The organism is Undibacterium sp. FT79W (genome assembly GCF_014284215.1).
Classification (GTDB): Bacteria; Pseudomonadota; Gammaproteobacteria; order Burkholderiales; family Burkholderiaceae_D; genus Undibacterium; species Undibacterium aquatile.
In genome coordinates this window covers 282734-297973 of sequence record NZ_JACOGB010000002.1, presented here as the reverse complement: position 1 = coordinate 297973, position 15240 = coordinate 282734, and the positions used below count along the sequence as shown (strand labels likewise).

Sequence of the window (15240 nt, the reverse complement as noted above, 5' to 3'; positions counted from 1 at the left end):
TGCTTTTGATGTTTTATCGGGGTTTGCGTGAGGTTTATTTGCCGTTTTCTGCGCCGAGTTTCACACAGTCAACAAAGTAACCCAATTTGCCATTCAGCTCTGCTTTGACTAATCCGTGACAGTCAGTTTCAAAGCCGGGGAAGCGATCATTGAAGTCGCGGACGAAACGCAGATAATCAACGATAGTGCGGTTGAAACGCTCGCCCGGAATCAGCAGCGGAATACCCGGTGGATATGGTGTCAGCAGAATCGCGGTGACACGTCCTTCCAGTTCATCAATAGAAACACGCTCAATCTCGCGGTGCGCCATCATGGCAAATGCATCGGATGGTTTCATCGCCGGTTGCATATCAGACAGATACATTTCTGTTGTCAGGCGAGCGACATCATGGCCTTTGTAGGCTTCATGAATGCCCTGGCAGAGGTCTTTCAGTCCGGCGCCTTCATAGCGTGGGTTTGCTGCCGCAAACTCAGGCAAAATACGCCAGATAGGCTGGTTTTTGTCGTAGTCATCTTTGAACTGCTGCAATGCTGTCAGCAATGTGTTCCAGCGACCTTTGGTAATGCCGATGGTAAACATGATGAAGAAGGAATACAGGCCGCATTTTTCAACAATAACGCCATGTTCCGCCAGATACTTGGTGACTATCGATGCCGGGATACCGGTTTCGCCAAATTTACCTTCTAGCGACAAGCCCGGTGTGACGATGGTTGCCTTGATCGGATCGAGCATGTTAAAGCCCGACGCGAGGTTGCCAAAACCATGCCAGTTGTCTTCCGCGCGGATCACCCAGTCTTCGCGTGAACCGATGCCGTCATCAGAAAATTCTTCTGGTCCCCAGACCTGGAACCACCAGTCTTTACCCCATTCCTGATCGACTTTACGCATCGCACGGCGGAAATCCAGTGCTTCCAGAATCGACTCTTCTACCAGCGCAGTGCCGCCCGGTGCTTCCATCATGGCTGCAGCGACGTCGCATGAGGCAATGATGGAATATTGCGGTGATGTTGATGTATGCATCAGATAAGCTTCATTGAAGCTGTCGCGATCCAGTTTAACGGTCTGCGATTCGCGCACCAAAATTTGCGACGCCTGAGAAATCCCTGCCAGCAATTTATGTGTCGATTGCGTTGAGAAAATCATGGATTGCTTGGCGCGCGGTCTATCCTTGCCTATCGCATGCATGTCTTTGTAGAACTCATGGAAGGTCGCATGTGGCAACCAGGCTTCGTCGAAATGCAAAGTGTCGATTTCACCATCCAGCAAGTCTTTCAGCACTTCGACGTTGTACAGCACACCATCGTAGGTCGATTGTGTGATGGTCAGAATGCGTGGCTTCTTATTTTTAGCTTCGCGTGCAAACGGATTCGCCTCGATCTTGCGGCGTATGCTTTCCATGCTGAATTCTTCCAGCGGAATCGGGCCGATAATACCGAGGTGATTGCGGGTTGGCATCAGGAAAACCGGAATCGCGCCGCACATAATAATCGAATGCAAAATCGATTTATGGCAGTTGCGATCAACGACCACGATGTCGCCGGGCGCGACAGTGGAATGCCATACCATCTTGTTCGAGGTGGACGTACCGTTGGTGACGAAGTAGCAGTGATCAGCATTGAAAATGCGTGCGGCATTCCTTTCCGAAGCAGCAACCGGGCCGGTATGATCGAGCAATTGACCGAGTTCTTCCACCGCGTTACAGACGTCAGCGCGCAGCATGTTCTCACCAAAAAACTGATGGAACATCTGACCTATCGGTGACTTCAGGAAGGCGACGCCACCTGAGTGTCCCGGACAATGCCACGAATATGAACCGTCATTCGCGTAATGCACCAGCGCGCGGAAGAACGGTGGTGATAAACCATCCAGATAGGATTTCGCTTCACGGATGATGTGGCGTGCGACGAATTCCGGCGTGTCTTCAAACATGTGAATGAAGCCATGCAATTCGCGCAGGATATCATTCGGAATGTGGCGGGACGTGCGTGTTTCGCCGTACAGATAAATTGGGATATCTGCGTTTTTATAGCGGATTTCTTCGACGAAGGCGCGCAGCGATTTCAGCGCGTAATCGGTTTCTTCGTCGGTGCCGCCGCCAAACTCTTCATCATCAATCGAGAGAATGAAGGCAGAGGCGCGCGATTGCTGTTGCGCAAACTGGGACAAATCGCCATAGCTGGTCACACCCAGCACTTCCATGCCCTCAGTTTCGATCGCATCGGCGAGTGCGCGGATGCCGAGACCTGAGGTGTTTTCAGAACGGAAGTCTTCGTCAATGATGACGATGGGGAAGCGGAATTTCATTGAGGTCTCCAAAAAAGCCTGGTACGGGGGAGACGCCTGGGCAAGTTAAATCAACCGCTTGCGCGCCGAAAAATTCAAAGAAGCGAATTCTCTCAGATATGTGGTCTGTCATGTGAAAAAAAACAGTGATTTTAAGCAATCGGAGTGTAATTTCACGGGATTGTCATCGACTGCGGAATATCGCTATTTTTTGATGTTAAAAAAGCTAATTGAGCCGTGTTCTTCTGATTAAAATCATCTCTTCAAAAGAAAAAAGTGAGTACCGCTGGCGATACTCACTTTGGCTGTCAGTATGCGTACAACTCAGAAGCGATAACTTGCCGCAGAGAAGACGGAGACCGGTGTTTTGTCAAAGACGAACGGGCTTTTCGCCGCATCACCAGACAAGCGGCTGATGGAGGCGCCGGTCGTCAGCGACCAGTTAGTATCGATAGTCCAGTGCCAGCTGGCGCCGATGCGGACATCGGTAATGCCGGCAGAAGGTGTGAACTGCGCGTAACCACTGGCAGCCGACTGACGGGCATTCACGCCGAAATAGGATTGCGCATAATGACTATTAGCCCAGTTCGCACCGATGCTGGCTGAGATCCGGTGATCTTTGTTTAACGCGGTTGTTGCGCGCGCACCGAGGCTGACTTGCAAACCATTATGATCGACGCCGGAACCATAGCGTAACGACGACACCAGTGAATAATTCGGATTGAACGAGTAGTTCAGGAACGCACCAGGCTCCAGCGCAGTGCTGACATCGCCGAGTCCACGCAATTTGCCAGAACGGGATTCGTCACGCGCGGCTTCCAGCGACATGCGCAGGCCGTATTGCAAATTGGCGTTTTTCGAGAAGTTATAGCCCAGGCCGTTGAATGCGCTGAAAAACGCGCCATTTTTCCATTGCGCATCGAACAGGGGATAAGCAGCAACGCGGTGTTCATCGGAACCTTTGTATTTAGGGATGAACAATACTGCGCCACCAAGCGAGAAGTTAACGTCTTTAGGTAAATAAGCTTCCGGCACCAGATTGACGAATTCTGCTGTCTGCGCCTGCGCTGAACAGGCACTGACCAGTAAAATAAGGCTAAAAAGTTTTTTCATTCTGATCTCTCAATATTAAATATGAAACCAGGCGAGCCCGGCAAGCGCTACACCAATACCGGCCACACCATAAGAGGCATATTGCAACCATTTCTTTTTAGTCAGTAATGTGATGGCGGCAAGCGAAATTGCAATCTGCACCGCCGTCATTGCCTGCGCCCAGCGATGGTGCTGATGCAAGGCGTTTTCTGATTTTTCTTCCCACTCTTTCGATTCCGCTTCGAGTTTTTCAGCATCTTTCTTGATCGCTTCTTTCTCGCTTTCGTAACGGGCTACCTTAGCTTTGTATTTTTCGGCATCGGCACCGGGCAATACCATGGCGAGTTCAGCCAGATTTTGCTTACTCGATTTTGACTGATAAAAATTCCATTGGTTCGCTGCTTCGGTTTTTTTGATCGCTGCTTCGTTTTTAAACATGGCTGCGTCATTTTGTGTCGCGCCACCTTCGTAACCAAACAAGGCGCCGACGGTTGCCATAATCGCGGTCATGACGGCGATACGGCTGGCAAAATCATCGTTGCCATGCGCTGCATGCTCTAATTCATGGTCATGTGGGCCGTGTACGTGAAAGCCGTGTCCTGACATTGTGTTTCCCTTTAAATTTTTTCGTATGTAACGAATGCGTAATGTAATTGTTTTTGTTCTGAAAAATGCTCTTCGCGTTGCGTTTCTTTCCATGCCTCTGGCGCTATCGCCGGAAAGAAGGCGTCGCAGGCGAATGCCTGGCCGATTTCGGTGACAATTAACTTATCGGCGAGCGGCAATGCCTGCTGATAAATTTGCGCGCCGCCGATGATGAAGGCGTCTTGTCCATCCAATGCGGCTTGCGCTGCCGTTATTGAAGGATAAGTTTCCACTCCTTCCTGCTGCCATGCCGGATTGCGGCTGATGACGATATTACGCCGGTTCGGCAATGGTCGCCCGATGGACTCAAAAGTCTTGCGTCCCATAATGATGGTATGACCGCTGGTTGTCCGTTTGAAATGCGCAAGATCTTCCGGCAAATGCCAGGGCAGGGTGTTGTTGATCCCTATGCCTGACTGGCTATCCGTGGCAACGATAATGGTCATGGATGACATGCTGATGACTTTCTGTTCTTTTTCGTTACACCGCAACCGGCGCTTTAATATGGGGATGGAATTCGTAGTTGCGGAATTCGAAATCCTCAAACTTATAATCGAAAATCGATGCTGGCTGGCGCTGAATTACCAGCTGCGGCAACGGTAATGGCGCGCGCGACAGCTGTAAGTCAACCTGTTCCATGTGATTCGAATACAAGTGGCAATCACCGCCGGTCCAGATAAAGTCACCAACGCCAAGACCCGTTTGCTGCGCAATCATGTGCGTCAGCAGGGCATACGAGGCGATATTAAACGGCACCCCGAGGAAAATATCGGCACTGCGCTGATACAACTGGCAGGACAGCTTGCCGTCGGCGACATAAAACTGAAACAGCGCATGGCAAGGAGGCAGTTTCATCTGCGGAATATCGGCGACATTCCATGCCGATACGATTAAACGACGCGAGTCAGGATTGCTTTTGATTTGCTCGATCAGCTGCTGGATTTGATCGATATGCTGGCCGTCCGGCGTGGGCCAGTTGCGCCATTGCGAGCCATAGACAGGCCCGAGATCGCCATTCTCATCGGCCCAGTCGTCCCATATAGAAACGCCATTGTCGTTGAGATACTTGATATTGGTGGACCCGGCCAGGAACCAGATCAGTTCATGCACGATGGATTTCAGATGCAGTTTTTTAGTCGTGACCAGCGGGAAACCCTCATTCAGGTCAAAACGCATCTGATAGCCGAAAACGGACACCGTGCCGGTGCCGGTACGGTCAGTTTTTTTTGTTCCGTGATCGCGCACGTGACGCATGAATTCCAGATATTGACGCATAAAGATGAGGTGAAAGCGGAATGAAATGAGGCAGCAGTATACATCAGCCAGACACTTGCCTGCTCGTATCTGCTCTATGAACAACGGTATTTGTTGCGCTGCACACGATCAAACATCTGTTGTACTACGGGAAATGCAGGTATTTCAGATACTCCCCCGGTAAATCACTAAAAACCGCTAAATCTCAGCGTCAATATTGGGGCTTTTTATATACTGGGGGGAGTATATTTTGGGCGGATTAACGCTCTGTCAGCAATGGATCGTTGGAATCGGGGTCGCCAGGTGCGACGAGGGGTAATCTGATTTCGAAGCGGGAACCCTGATCTGGTTTGCTGGTGACATGGATCGTGCCGCCAAGCACATTGGTGATAATGTTAAACGTGATACTCAGGCCCAGGCCACTACCGCCCTGACCAAACTTGGTGGTGAAAAACGGTTCGAAAATGCGGTTGATAATTTCAGGCGGTATGCCTTTGCCATCATCGGTAAAGATGATGAGAACGAACTCGCCTTGCTTGACTGCAGTGCAGTGCATAACGCCGTGGTTGCGGCCTTCCAGCCCGTGAATCACAGAGTTGTTAACGAGATTGGTGAACACTTGTCCCAGCAAGCCGGGATAGCTGTTGAGCTGAATGTCATCTGGAATATCGAGTTCCAGCGTGAAGGGTGTTTTGCGCAAACTGGAATGCAGCAGTGCGGATAATTCCTGCAGCGTGACCTTCAGGCCAAACGTGCGCCGTTGTGCACTTGACTGATCGACCGCCACTTGTTTGAAATCACCGACCAGATGCGCAGATTGCTGCAAGCCGCGCAATAACAGTTTGGACGAGTCCAGCGCAGTGGTGGCGTAACGGGTCAGGTCGGAACGCCTGATCTGGTTGTCTTCCACCATTTTCAACAACTGACGGGTTTCTTCTTCCAGTGTGCTGGCAACGAGCAAACAGTTACCCAGCGGCGTATTCAGTTCATGCGCGACCCCGGCGACCATAGAGCCCAGTGCCGCCATGCGTTCTACCCTGGCCAGCTCAGATTGCGCCGTGTTGACATTGTGTAGCGCGGCTTCAAGGTTGCGATTGACCGATTCCAGCTCTTGCGTTCTTTGCCGTACTTTGGATTCCAGCGTGCCCGAGTATTCCAGTAATTGCTGGTTTTTGATTTCGAGTTCGCCAAATGAACGCTTGAGTGCCTGACGGGTTACTTCCAGACTGGTGGCGAGGTGGCCCAGTTCGTCTTCACGATTGAGGGTGATCGGTGCGTTGAGTTCGCCATTGGCAAGGCGGTCAGATTCGTCCATCAGCAGGCGCACTGGCTTCACCAGACGCCATTGCAATACCATCAGAATAAAGACGATTGCCAGAAACAGTGAGAGCACGGCGGTTGTCACATAACGGCGGAAGTCAGAGCGCAGGCTTTCGCGCAGTAAATCTTCAGCAAGTGTCAGTTTGACTTCACCGATGACCTGGCCGCCGTGCTTGATCTCACGAACCATGCTGGTGAATGGTCCCACCTGGTTTTGCATGTGAACGTCATTTTTAATGAATTCTTTGCGGTCTGGCAGGGTGATGACTTCGATCTTCGCAACGCGCGGATCGGAATAAACAACTTCGCTCGAAATATTCGCGATTTCCGGTGTGATTTGCCATAACGGTTCGCTCAGAATCACAGACAAAATATCGACCAGACGATTGTGATCTTCGTTATTGCGAATCCGCGCTGCACTTTCTATTGTGCTCAGATGGTAGGGAACCAGAATGGCGGAAGGAACTGCGACACCGAAAACGACCGCTAAGATAATGGCAAGGCGAAGTGTGATGCGGCTGCGGATGGAAGAAAGAAAGTTTCGAAACCGCATTACTATGTCCTTGAACGTCACAGTTGTGTGGAATGCCGGGGCCAGTTGCGCTTGCTGCGAATTGATCCTGAGCACAATGTCAGACGAGTCAACCGGGTGACCGGAGACGCATGATTTTGCATCGGCAAATCGGTAGACAATCAGGAAATATTAAGAGGTTTTTTGTTTTTGAGCAAGACATGCATGTGATTGTTTGGGCAATTCACATGCATTGCGTTGTGATAGCAACAAACAGCTTTTATTTGGCTTCTTCTATCCAGGCAGCCTGGATAGCTTCGAGGACTTTTTCGCCGCCACGGGCGTGGTCATCGTCAAACTCCGCAAGATCGACGATCAGGTTGTGCAAATCGGTGAAGCGCAAGGTTAGCGGATCAATATCCGGAAATTGATCGTATAAAGCCTCAGCAATACGGTGTGTCTCAGACCATTTCATGGCGTTCACCTGATGTTTAATGATTTTCGCGAGCGTGATTGATCGTGTATTTCGGAATCTCTATCGTGATGTCCTGTTTCCCCAGTTTGACCTGGCAGGACAGGCGTGAAGTTGCTTCGAGTCCCCAGGCGGCGTCGAGCAAGTCTTCTTCATCGTCAGACGATGCATTCAATGACTGGAAGCCTTCGCGTATGACCACGTGGCAGGTGGTGCAGGCGCATGACATTTCACACGCATGTTCGATTTCAACATCGCTTTCAACCAATGCCTCACACAGTGATTTTCCTTCCGGCGCGTCGATCACGGTGCCTTCCGGGCAGAGTTGAGGGTGGGGCAGAACGATAATTTGTGGCATGTCAGTCTCAGTATTAGTCAATGTTAGCCGATGGCGATGCGGCGAAAATCAGGCGATCTCGTCAAGTTTTTTTCCAGCCAGTGCTGAACGTACGCTCTGATCCATGCGACGGGCGGCGAATTCTTCGGTGCCATGCGCCAGAGCAGTAATCGCGTTGTGTAAAGCCTGATGATCGTCTTGCTGTGCCAGGTTTTTTACTTGTTGCATCAACTGCGAGATTGCGTTGTATTCTGCGTCTGAAATCAGATGGCGATCTGCCTCTAACGCGGATTGGGTTGCCAGCAAAATTCTTTCTGCTTCCACCTGTTCTTCACGCAATGCCCTTTGTTGCATGTCCTGATCTGCGGAACTGAACGAATCTTGCAACATGCGTGTGATGTCGTCGTCGGCAAGGCCGTACGAAGGCTTGACGGTGATCGTCGCTTCAACGCCGGAGCGCAATTCACGCGCTGAGACCGATAACAGGCCGTCGGCATCAACTTGATACGTAATCCGGATGCGCGCAGCACCCGCAGCCATTGGTGGAATACCGCGTAATTCGAAACGCGCCAGTGAGCGGCAGTCGCTGACCAGTTCACGTTCGCCTTGTACGATATGAATTGCCATCGCCGTCTGGCCATCTTTGAATGTCGTGAATTCTTGCGCGCGGGCGCAAGGAATCGTCGAATTGCGCGGAATGACTTTTTCCGCCAGTCCACCCATGGTTTCTACACCCAGCGAGAGTGGAATCACGTCCAGCAGCAACCAGTCATCGCCAGCAGCGCGATTACCCGCCAGCAGATTGGCCTGTATTGCGGCACCGAGGGCGACCACTTTATCCGGATCGATATTGGCCAGCGGCGTTGTATGGAAAAATTCACCGACCGCTTTGCGCACATGCGGCATGCGCGTGGCACCGCCGACCAGCACGACGCCGTCGATGTCGTCAGCCGACAAACCGGCATCGCGCAGCGCTTTGCGGCACGGTGTGATGGTTTTCAAAACCAGATTTTGCGTCATTTCCGAGAATTGCGCGGCGCTGATCTGCAGATGTACGCTTTCGCCTGAATTCAGCTTGGCATCGATATAAGTGCTGGTTTTGCTGGATAGAATCTCTTTGGCTTCACGTGCCTTGATCATCAGTGTGCTGGTATCTTCGTCGGATAATGGCGCCAGCTGGGATTCCTGCAAAATCCAGCAAAACAGGCGATGGTCAAAGTCATCGCCGCCGAGTGCAGAGTCGCCACCGGTCGATAAAACTTCAAATACACCCTTGCTCATTTTCAGTATCGAAATATCGAAAGTGCCGCCGCCGAGGTCATAGACCGCATATGTGCCTTCCGATGCATTATCCAGACCATACGCAATCGCGGCGGCGGTCGGCTCATTCAGCAACCGCAATACATTGAGGCCAGCCAGCTTGGCCGCATCTTTGGTTGCCTGCCGTTGTGCATCATCAAAATAAGCAGGAACAGTAATCACGGCACCGACCAAATCATCGCCGAGTGCATCTTCGGCTTGCTGGCGCAGTGTTGCGAGTATCTGGGCGGAAACTTCGACCGGACTTTTGATGCCGGCGATAGTTCTGAGTTGCACCATGCCTGGCGCATCGATAAAGTCATACGGAAGATTTTCGGCGTGGCTAATATCTTTCAGGCCACGTCCCATAAAACGTTTGACTGACGCGATCGTATTTTTGGGGTCGTTACTTTGTTCTGCCTGCGCTTTAAAGCCGATGTGCGCATGTCCATTCGGAAGATAGCGAACGACAGAAGGAAGTAAAGGACGTCCCTCTTCATCGTTTAATACTTCGGGGATACTGTTGCGTACAGTGGCGACCAGAGAGTTAGTCGTACCAAGATCAATTCCGACAGCCAGGCGGTGCTGGTGTGGAGCAGTGGACATGCCGGGTTCGGAAATCTGCAGTAAAGCCATGGTGTTATATGCGTGGATGGCAAGCCATCAGATGGGCGCAAAGAATGCGCGGGTTATTCGGATTTACTCTTCCAGTGCTGCAATATCGGCGATGAATTTTTCCAAAAACATGCAGGTGCGGATATGTAACGTCGCTGCCTTGTAGTCCTGCGCATCAAGCGCTGAGCCAACTTGTTGCAGCGCTGATTTCAGTGCGTCGTGCAATTCTTTTTCGAGTGCAAACAGGGCGCTGATGTTATTGGTGTGACGCGCGTCTTCGAACGTTTCGCGCCATTCCATTTGTTGCATCAGAAATGCAGCGGGCATGCTCGTATTGGATTCAGTCTGTAAATCAACGCCCTGTAATTGACAGAGGTAGGTTGCGCGTTTTAACGGCTTTTTCAGCGTCTGGTAAGCTTCATTGGCGTGTGTCGCCCATTGCATTGCAACGCGCTTTTCTGCGTCACTGGCCTGCACAAATTTGTCTGGATGCACGGTGTTCTGGACTTCGCGATAAGCGCGGTCGAGTTGTGCGCTATCTACGGCGAACTGTTGTGGTAATTGAAACAGCTCAAAATGATTTTGCATGCTAAACCTTAAATCCGGAAGCTTTCACCGCAACCGCATTCATCCTTGACATTCGGGTTATAAAATTTAAAGCCTTCGTTCAGGCCTTCGCGCGCGAAGTCGAGTTCAGTGCCGTCAATGTAAGGCAGGCTTTTCGGGTCGACAAACACTTTGACGCCGTGCGATTCAAACACCTGATCATCACTGCCGACTTCATCAACGTATTCGAGTTTATACGCCATGCCTGAGCAACCGGTCGTGCGTACGCCAAAGCGCAGGCCTATGCCTTTGCCGCGACGCTCCATATAGCGGGAAACGTGTTTTGCTGCTTTTTCTGTCAGTGTGATTGCCATGGTATTTCCAATCTCTACGGCAGCACCGCTGCCGTATTTATAGTCAAGCCTGATGCTGCGTTGTTGATACTGATTGATGCTTCGCTGCTGGTTTGTTTATTGCGCGCCGTGCTTGTTTTTGTAATCCAGCACTGCAGCTTTGATCGCATCTTCCGCCAGAATTGAGCAGTGGATCTTGACCGGCGGCAAAGCAAGTTCTTCTGCAATCGCGGTATTTTTGATTTCCAGCGCCTGATCCAGCGTTTTGCCTTTTACCCATTCGGTGACGAGCGATGATGAAGCAATCGCAGAGCCGCAGCCGTAGGTTTTGAATTTCGCATCTTCAATCACGCCATTCGCGCCCACTTTGATTTGCAGTTTCATTACGTCGCCGCAGGCAGGTGCGCCTACCATACCGGTGCCAACCGTTTCGTCGCCTTTTTCAAATGCGCCGACGTTGCGTGGATGTTCGTAGTGATCTAAAACTTTATCTGAGTATGCCATGATGATGCTCCTGAATTTTTTACTGTTCGTTCTCTCTGGCGAACAATATCACCAGAATCCGGATACGTTAATGAACGTGTTGCCTTAGTGTGCTGCCCACTGAATTGTCGAGATATCGATGCCTTCTTTGTACATATCCCACAGTGGTGATAATTCGCGCAGTTTTTCTACTTTGGTTTTCAGCAGATTGATCGCGAAATCAATGTCTTCTTCGGTAGTGAAACGACCGATCGTAAAGCGTATCGAGCTGTGCGCGAGTTCATCGCTGCGACCCAGTGCGCGTAATACATACGATGGTTCCAGGCTGGCGGAAGTACATGCGGAACCGGATGAAACGGCGATATCTTTGACCGCCATGATCAGAGATTCACCTTCAACGTAGTTGAAGCTGACGTTCAGATTATGCGGAACACGGTGCGCCATATCACCATTCACATAGGTTTCTTCGATTTCATTCAGCCCTTTGGCCAGACGATCACGCATGGCACGTACATGTGCCAGCTCGCTTTGCATTTCTTCTTTAGCGATACGGAACGCTTCGCCCATGCCTACGCATTGATGCGGAGCCAGTGTGCCGGAACGGAAACCGCGTTCATGACCGCCACCATGCATTTGCGCTTCGAGGCGCACGCGTGGTTTGCGGCGAATGTACAAGGCACCTATGCCTTTTGGGCCATACGTTTTATGCGCAGAAAAAGACACCAGATCGACTTTGACTTTTTCCAGATCGATTTCAACTTTGCCGGTTGCCTGTGCTGCGTCTGAATGAAAAACGATGCCTTTTTCGCGGCACAGTTCGCCAATTTCAGCGATAGGCTGAACCACGCCGATTTCATTATTCACCCACATCACCGACACCAAAATCGTATCGGGGCGGATTGCTGCTTTCAATTGCTCGACTGTGATCAGGCCATTGTCCTGCGGTTGCAGGTAGGTGGCTTCAAAACCCTGACGTTCCAGTTCGCGCACAGTATCGAGCACAGCTTTGTGCTCGGTTTTCACCGTAATAATGTGCTTACCTTTGGCTTTATAGAAATGCGCTGCACCTTTCAGTGCAAGGTTATTGCTTTCCGTTGCGCCGGATGTCCAGATGATTTCGCGTGGGTCAGCGTTGACCAGTGCTGCGACATTGCCGCGTGCTTCTTCAACCGCAGCTTCAGCATCCCAGCCGTACATGTGACTGCGGGATGCAGGATTGCCATACTGGGCACGCAAAAACGGGATCATTTTGTCTGCAACGCGCGGATCAACCGGGGTCGTCGCCGAGTAATCCATGTATATAGGAAAATGCGGTGTTTTCAGCGTATCGAGCAGGCTTTGTTCTAAAGGGGCATTCATTCAAGACTCCAAATATTCAAGTAGCAGTGTGATTGGCATGCGGCTGACGCACGACAACGACCTGGTTTTCCGAGATTTTCTGTTTTTGCTGATTGACCAGATCCTGCAGGGAAACTGAGTCAAGATAATCGACCATTTTAGCGTTCAGCGTCGCCCATAAATCATGCGTCATGCAGTGCAGGCCATTTTCATGATCGCTGCCGTGACAACTGCCTTTACCGCCGCATTGTGTGGCATCGAGCGGCTCATCAACGGCAATAATAATGTCTGCCACCGTGACCTGTTGTGCTTTGCGGGCAAGATTGTAGCCGCCGCCGGGGCCGCGTACCGACTCGACGATTTCGTGTCGGCGCAGTTTGCCAAACAGCTGTTCGAGATAGGACAGGGAAATATCCTGACGTTGGCTGATGCCGGCGAGCGTGACAGGACCCTTGTCCTGACGCAATGCCAGATCAATCATTGCCGTAACGGCAAAACGTCCTTTAGTAGTGAGGCGCATACGCTAGCTCCTGGTGCCTGAGACAGAAATTCCTTAATGCCCTGAGTTGTTGAGCATTTTGATCAAGTATAGCAAACTTGAGTAATTCTGTCAGGCAAGGGCTTTTTTTGCGATGGCGGGGAAGGTGCGGCGTTTGTCACGGCTTGGCGCAAATGTCAGCGCAGATCAGGATTGCAGAAATAGCTGTTCGACTTTTTCGCGTGCCCACGGCGTTTTGCGTAAAAATTTCAGGCTCGATTTTACACTCGGATCGGAAATGAAGCAGCGCACCGGGATTTTTTGCCCTAATACTTCCCAGCCGTACTGATCGACCAGATGGTGAAGAATTTGCTCTAAGGTAATGCCATCGAGGCTGCGTTTTTCCATGATATATGCCAATATTATGCCAATAAGGGGGAGTATGTGTGATTTTACGGCTAATGTCCGCGTAAAGTCTGGGCTTTTAAATATACTCACCCCAGTATATTTTGCTGATTGCAAAGGCTTTTAAGCATCTGTGATGGGCTAGGCGGCGTATTCGGCACTCTCAATCTGGTCTGTTTCATCCTGAAAAAAAGCCCCGGCAACGTAGCCGGGGCTGAAGGCTGGAGGCAAACCCTGATTCAGATATCGAAGCTGATTCCCTGCGCCAGCGGCAGCGAGTTGCTGTAATTAAAGGTATTGGTAGTGCGGCGCATATAGGCTTTCCAAGCATCAGAACCAGATTCACGACCGCCGCCGGTATCTTTTTCGCCGCCAAAAGCCCCGCCGATTTCCGCACCCGACGGGCCGATATTCACATTCGCGATGCCGCAATCGCTGCCGGTTGCCGAGACGAAGGTTTCCGCTTCACGCATGTCGGTGGTGAAAATCGCAGAGGATAAACCTTGCGGAACCGCGTTATTCCATTCGATCGCCTGTGCCAGATCCTGATAGCGCACGATGTAAAGGATAGGCGCGAAGGTTTCGTGATGCATCGCTATCGTTTGTGCTGGCATTTCAACGATTGCCGGGCGTACGTAATAACCGGCTTCGCAGCCGGACACAGTAATACGTTCGCCGCCGGATACTTTGCCATGTTCGCCCTTTGCAATCGCCAGAGCACTTTGCATTGCTTCAAATGCAGCCAGGTCAATCAAAGGGCCGACCAAGGTGGTTTTTTCCAGTGGCGAGCCGATAGGTAGGCCAGCGTAGATTTTCTGCAGGCGTGGCACCAGTGTGTCGTAGATGCTGTCGTGCACGAATAAGCGGCGCAGGGTGGTGCAGCGTTGTCCGGCTGTGCCCACCGCTGAGAAAGTAATCGCACGTACCGCCATTTCCAGATCGGCGCTGGGAGCGACGATCATCGCATTGTTGCCGCCGAGTTCCAGTATGCTGCGGGCGAGTCGCTGCGCGCATACGGCGGCGACCTGTTTTCCCATGCGTGTGCTGCCGGTGGCGCTGACGAGTTTGATGCGTGGATCTGCCACCATGCTGGCACCGGCATCACGACCGCCGATAATCAATTCGGCTAAACCTTCGGGTGCATCGCTGCCAAATCTGGCCACGGCCTTCATGAATAAAGCGTGGGTGGCGATTGCGGTCAGCGGCGTTTTTTCTGATGGTTTCCAGATCACGCTGTCGCCGCAAACAAAGGCGAGTGCGGCATTCCATGCCCATACTGCGACCGGGAAGTTAAACGCTGAAATCACGCCGACCACGCCCAGCGGCAGCCATTGTTCCATCATCCTGTGCCCCGGGCGTTCCGAGGCGATGGTCAGACCATACAACTGGCGCGAAAGCCCGACAGCGAAATCGCAGATATCGATCATTTCCTGCACTTCGCCCAGACCTTCCTGCAAAATTTTGCCAGCTTCGAGCGTGACGATTTTGCCCAGCGCTTCTTTGTGCGTGCGTAACTCGTCACCAAACAGGCGCACCAGCTCGCCGCGGCGTGGTGCCGGCACTTGTTGCCATTGCTGAAATGCCGCTTGTGCACGGCCGATGCGGGCATCGATCTGCGCAGCGGAGTCGGCAGCCAGACTGGCGAGCGGCGTGCCATCGACAGGGGAAATGCTGTGCAGTTCTGTTCCCTGATAATGGCGGAGATCAACTCCCATGCTATTGAGTAAGGTGTGAAGTGTCGCGTTATCCATGATCGTGATTGCTCATTTGGGTGGAAGCGGGTCTTCTTGTGGATGACCCGCTTCGGT

At 51.6% G+C, this 15240-nt stretch carries 16 protein-coding genes; all 16 read right to left on the bottom strand.

The window, feature by feature from the left end:
* Positions 1-34: 34 nt before the first annotated feature.
* The 16 genes from H8K38_RS04500 to H8K38_RS04425 all read right to left on the bottom strand — a co-directional run bounded on the left by H8K38_RS04500 (position 35) and on the right by H8K38_RS04425 (position 15183).
* Complete coding sequence (locus tag H8K38_RS04500) at positions 35-2305, bottom strand: arginine/lysine/ornithine decarboxylase (RefSeq protein ID WP_186883609.1); 2271 nt, start codon at positions 2303-2305, stop codon at positions 35-37.
* A 303-nt stretch (positions 2306-2608) separates the two neighbouring features.
* On the bottom strand, positions 2609-3397 hold the full coding sequence (locus H8K38_RS04495; RefSeq protein ID WP_186883608.1) for a MipA/OmpV family protein: 789 nt from the start codon (positions 3395-3397) through the stop codon (positions 2609-2611).
* 15 nt (positions 3398-3412) lie between these two features.
* Complete coding sequence (locus H8K38_RS04490; protein WP_186883607.1) at positions 3413-3982, bottom strand: DUF4337 domain-containing protein; 570 nt, start codon at positions 3980-3982, stop codon at positions 3413-3415.
* An 11-nt stretch (positions 3983-3993) separates the two neighbouring features.
* Complete coding sequence (locus tag H8K38_RS04485; RefSeq protein ID WP_186883606.1) at positions 3994-4476, bottom strand: dihydrofolate reductase; 483 nt, start codon at positions 4474-4476, stop codon at positions 3994-3996.
* A 25-nt stretch (positions 4477-4501) separates the two neighbouring features.
* Positions 4502-5296, bottom strand: coding sequence for a thymidylate synthase (locus tag H8K38_RS04480; protein ID WP_186883605.1), 795 nt, complete (start codon positions 5294-5296; stop codon positions 4502-4504).
* Between the two features lie 238 nt (positions 5297-5534).
* On the bottom strand, positions 5535-7148 hold the full coding sequence (locus H8K38_RS04475) for a sensor histidine kinase (protein ID WP_186883604.1): 1614 nt from the start codon (positions 7146-7148) through the stop codon (positions 5535-5537).
* A gap of 238 nt (positions 7149-7386) precedes the next feature.
* Positions 7387-7581 carry a Fe-S cluster assembly protein IscX gene (gene iscX, locus H8K38_RS04470; RefSeq protein WP_186883603.1) on the bottom strand — a complete coding sequence of 65 codons (195 nt, stop codon included), beginning with the start codon at positions 7579-7581 and terminating at the stop codon, positions 7387-7389.
* Positions 7582-7597: 16 nt separating this feature from the next.
* Positions 7598-7936: an ISC system 2Fe-2S type ferredoxin gene (gene fdx, locus H8K38_RS04465; protein ID WP_186883602.1), complete on the bottom strand. Its 339-nt coding sequence runs from the start codon at positions 7934-7936 to the stop codon at positions 7598-7600.
* 48 nt (positions 7937-7984) lie between these two features.
* The gene (gene hscA, locus H8K38_RS04460) at positions 7985-9850 is read right to left on the bottom strand and encodes a Fe-S protein assembly chaperone HscA (RefSeq protein WP_186883601.1); all 1866 of its coding nucleotides are present in this window, start codon (positions 9848-9850) and stop codon (positions 7985-7987) included.
* A 63-nt stretch (positions 9851-9913) separates the two neighbouring features.
* Complete coding sequence (gene hscB / locus H8K38_RS04455; RefSeq protein WP_186883600.1) at positions 9914-10417, bottom strand: Fe-S protein assembly co-chaperone HscB; 504 nt, start codon at positions 10415-10417, stop codon at positions 9914-9916.
* An 8-nt stretch (positions 10418-10425) separates the two neighbouring features.
* Positions 10426-10749 carry an iron-sulfur cluster assembly protein IscA gene (gene iscA / locus H8K38_RS04450; protein WP_186883599.1) on the bottom strand — a complete coding sequence of 108 codons (324 nt, stop codon included), beginning with the start codon at positions 10747-10749 and terminating at the stop codon, positions 10426-10428.
* A gap of 96 nt (positions 10750-10845) precedes the next feature.
* On the bottom strand, positions 10846-11232 hold the full coding sequence (iscU, locus tag H8K38_RS04445) for a Fe-S cluster assembly scaffold IscU (RefSeq protein WP_186883598.1): 387 nt from the start codon (positions 11230-11232) through the stop codon (positions 10846-10848).
* An 84-nt stretch (positions 11233-11316) separates the two neighbouring features.
* Positions 11317-12570 carry an IscS subfamily cysteine desulfurase gene (locus tag H8K38_RS04440; RefSeq protein WP_186883597.1) on the bottom strand — a complete coding sequence of 418 codons (1254 nt, stop codon included), beginning with the start codon at positions 12568-12570 and terminating at the stop codon, positions 11317-11319.
* A 16-nt stretch (positions 12571-12586) separates the two neighbouring features.
* Entirely contained in the window at positions 12587-13069 is a 483-nt protein-coding gene (gene iscR, locus H8K38_RS04435) for a Fe-S cluster assembly transcriptional regulator IscR (protein WP_186883596.1), read from the bottom strand.
* Between the two features lie 165 nt (positions 13070-13234).
* On the bottom strand, positions 13235-13435 hold the full coding sequence (locus H8K38_RS04430; RefSeq protein WP_186883595.1) for a VF530 family DNA-binding protein: 201 nt from the start codon (positions 13433-13435) through the stop codon (positions 13235-13237).
* A 236-nt stretch (positions 13436-13671) separates the two neighbouring features.
* Positions 13672-15183 carry an aldehyde dehydrogenase family protein gene (locus tag H8K38_RS04425; RefSeq protein ID WP_186883594.1) on the bottom strand — a complete coding sequence of 504 codons (1512 nt, stop codon included), beginning with the start codon at positions 15181-15183 and terminating at the stop codon, positions 13672-13674.
* Positions 15184-15240 lie beyond the last annotated feature (57 nt).

Bases quoted from the DNA above. Each gene is read 5' to 3' on its own strand.
- H8K38_RS04500 (WP_186883609.1), bottom strand. From the start codon at position 2,305: ATGAAATTCCGCTTCCCCATCGTCATCATTGACGAAGACTTCCGTTCT.
- H8K38_RS04495 (WP_186883608.1), bottom strand. From the start codon at position 3,397: ATGAAAAAACTTTTTAGCCTTATTTTACTGGTCAGTGCCTGTTCAGCG.
- H8K38_RS04490 (WP_186883607.1), bottom strand. From the start codon at position 3,982: ATGTCAGGACACGGCTTTCACGTACACGGCCCACATGACCATGAATTA.
- H8K38_RS04485 (WP_186883606.1), bottom strand. From the start codon at position 4,476: ATGTCATCCATGACCATTATCGTTGCCACGGATAGCCAGTCAGGCATA.
- H8K38_RS04480 (WP_186883605.1), bottom strand. From the start codon at position 5,296: ATGCGTCAATATCTGGAATTCATGCGTCACGTGCGCGATCACGGAACA.
- H8K38_RS04475 (WP_186883604.1), bottom strand. From the start codon at position 7,148: ATGCGGTTTCGAAACTTTCTTTCTTCCATCCGCAGCCGCATCACACTT.
- iscX (WP_186883603.1), bottom strand. From the start codon at position 7,581: ATGAAATGGTCTGAGACACACCGTATTGCTGAGGCTTTATACGATCAA.
- fdx (WP_186883602.1), bottom strand. From the start codon at position 7,936: ATGCCACAAATTATCGTTCTGCCCCACCCTCAACTCTGCCCGGAAGGC.
- hscA (WP_186883601.1), bottom strand. From the start codon at position 9,850: ATGGCTTTACTGCAGATTTCCGAACCCGGCATGTCCACTGCTCCACAC.
- hscB (WP_186883600.1), bottom strand. From the start codon at position 10,417: ATGCAAAATCATTTTGAGCTGTTTCAATTACCACAACAGTTCGCCGTA.
- iscA (WP_186883599.1), bottom strand. From the start codon at position 10,749: ATGGCAATCACACTGACAGAAAAAGCAGCAAAACACGTTTCCCGCTAT.
- iscU (WP_186883598.1), bottom strand. From the start codon at position 11,232: ATGGCATACTCAGATAAAGTTTTAGATCACTACGAACATCCACGCAAC.
- H8K38_RS04440 (WP_186883597.1), bottom strand. From the start codon at position 12,570: ATGAATGCCCCTTTAGAACAAAGCCTGCTCGATACGCTGAAAACACCG.
- iscR (WP_186883596.1), bottom strand. From the start codon at position 13,069: ATGCGCCTCACTACTAAAGGACGTTTTGCCGTTACGGCAATGATTGAT.
- H8K38_RS04430 (WP_186883595.1), bottom strand. From the start codon at position 13,435: ATGGAAAAACGCAGCCTCGATGGCATTACCTTAGAGCAAATTCTTCAC.
- H8K38_RS04425 (WP_186883594.1), bottom strand. From the start codon at position 15,183: ATGGATAACGCGACACTTCACACCTTACTCAATAGCATGGGAGTTGAT.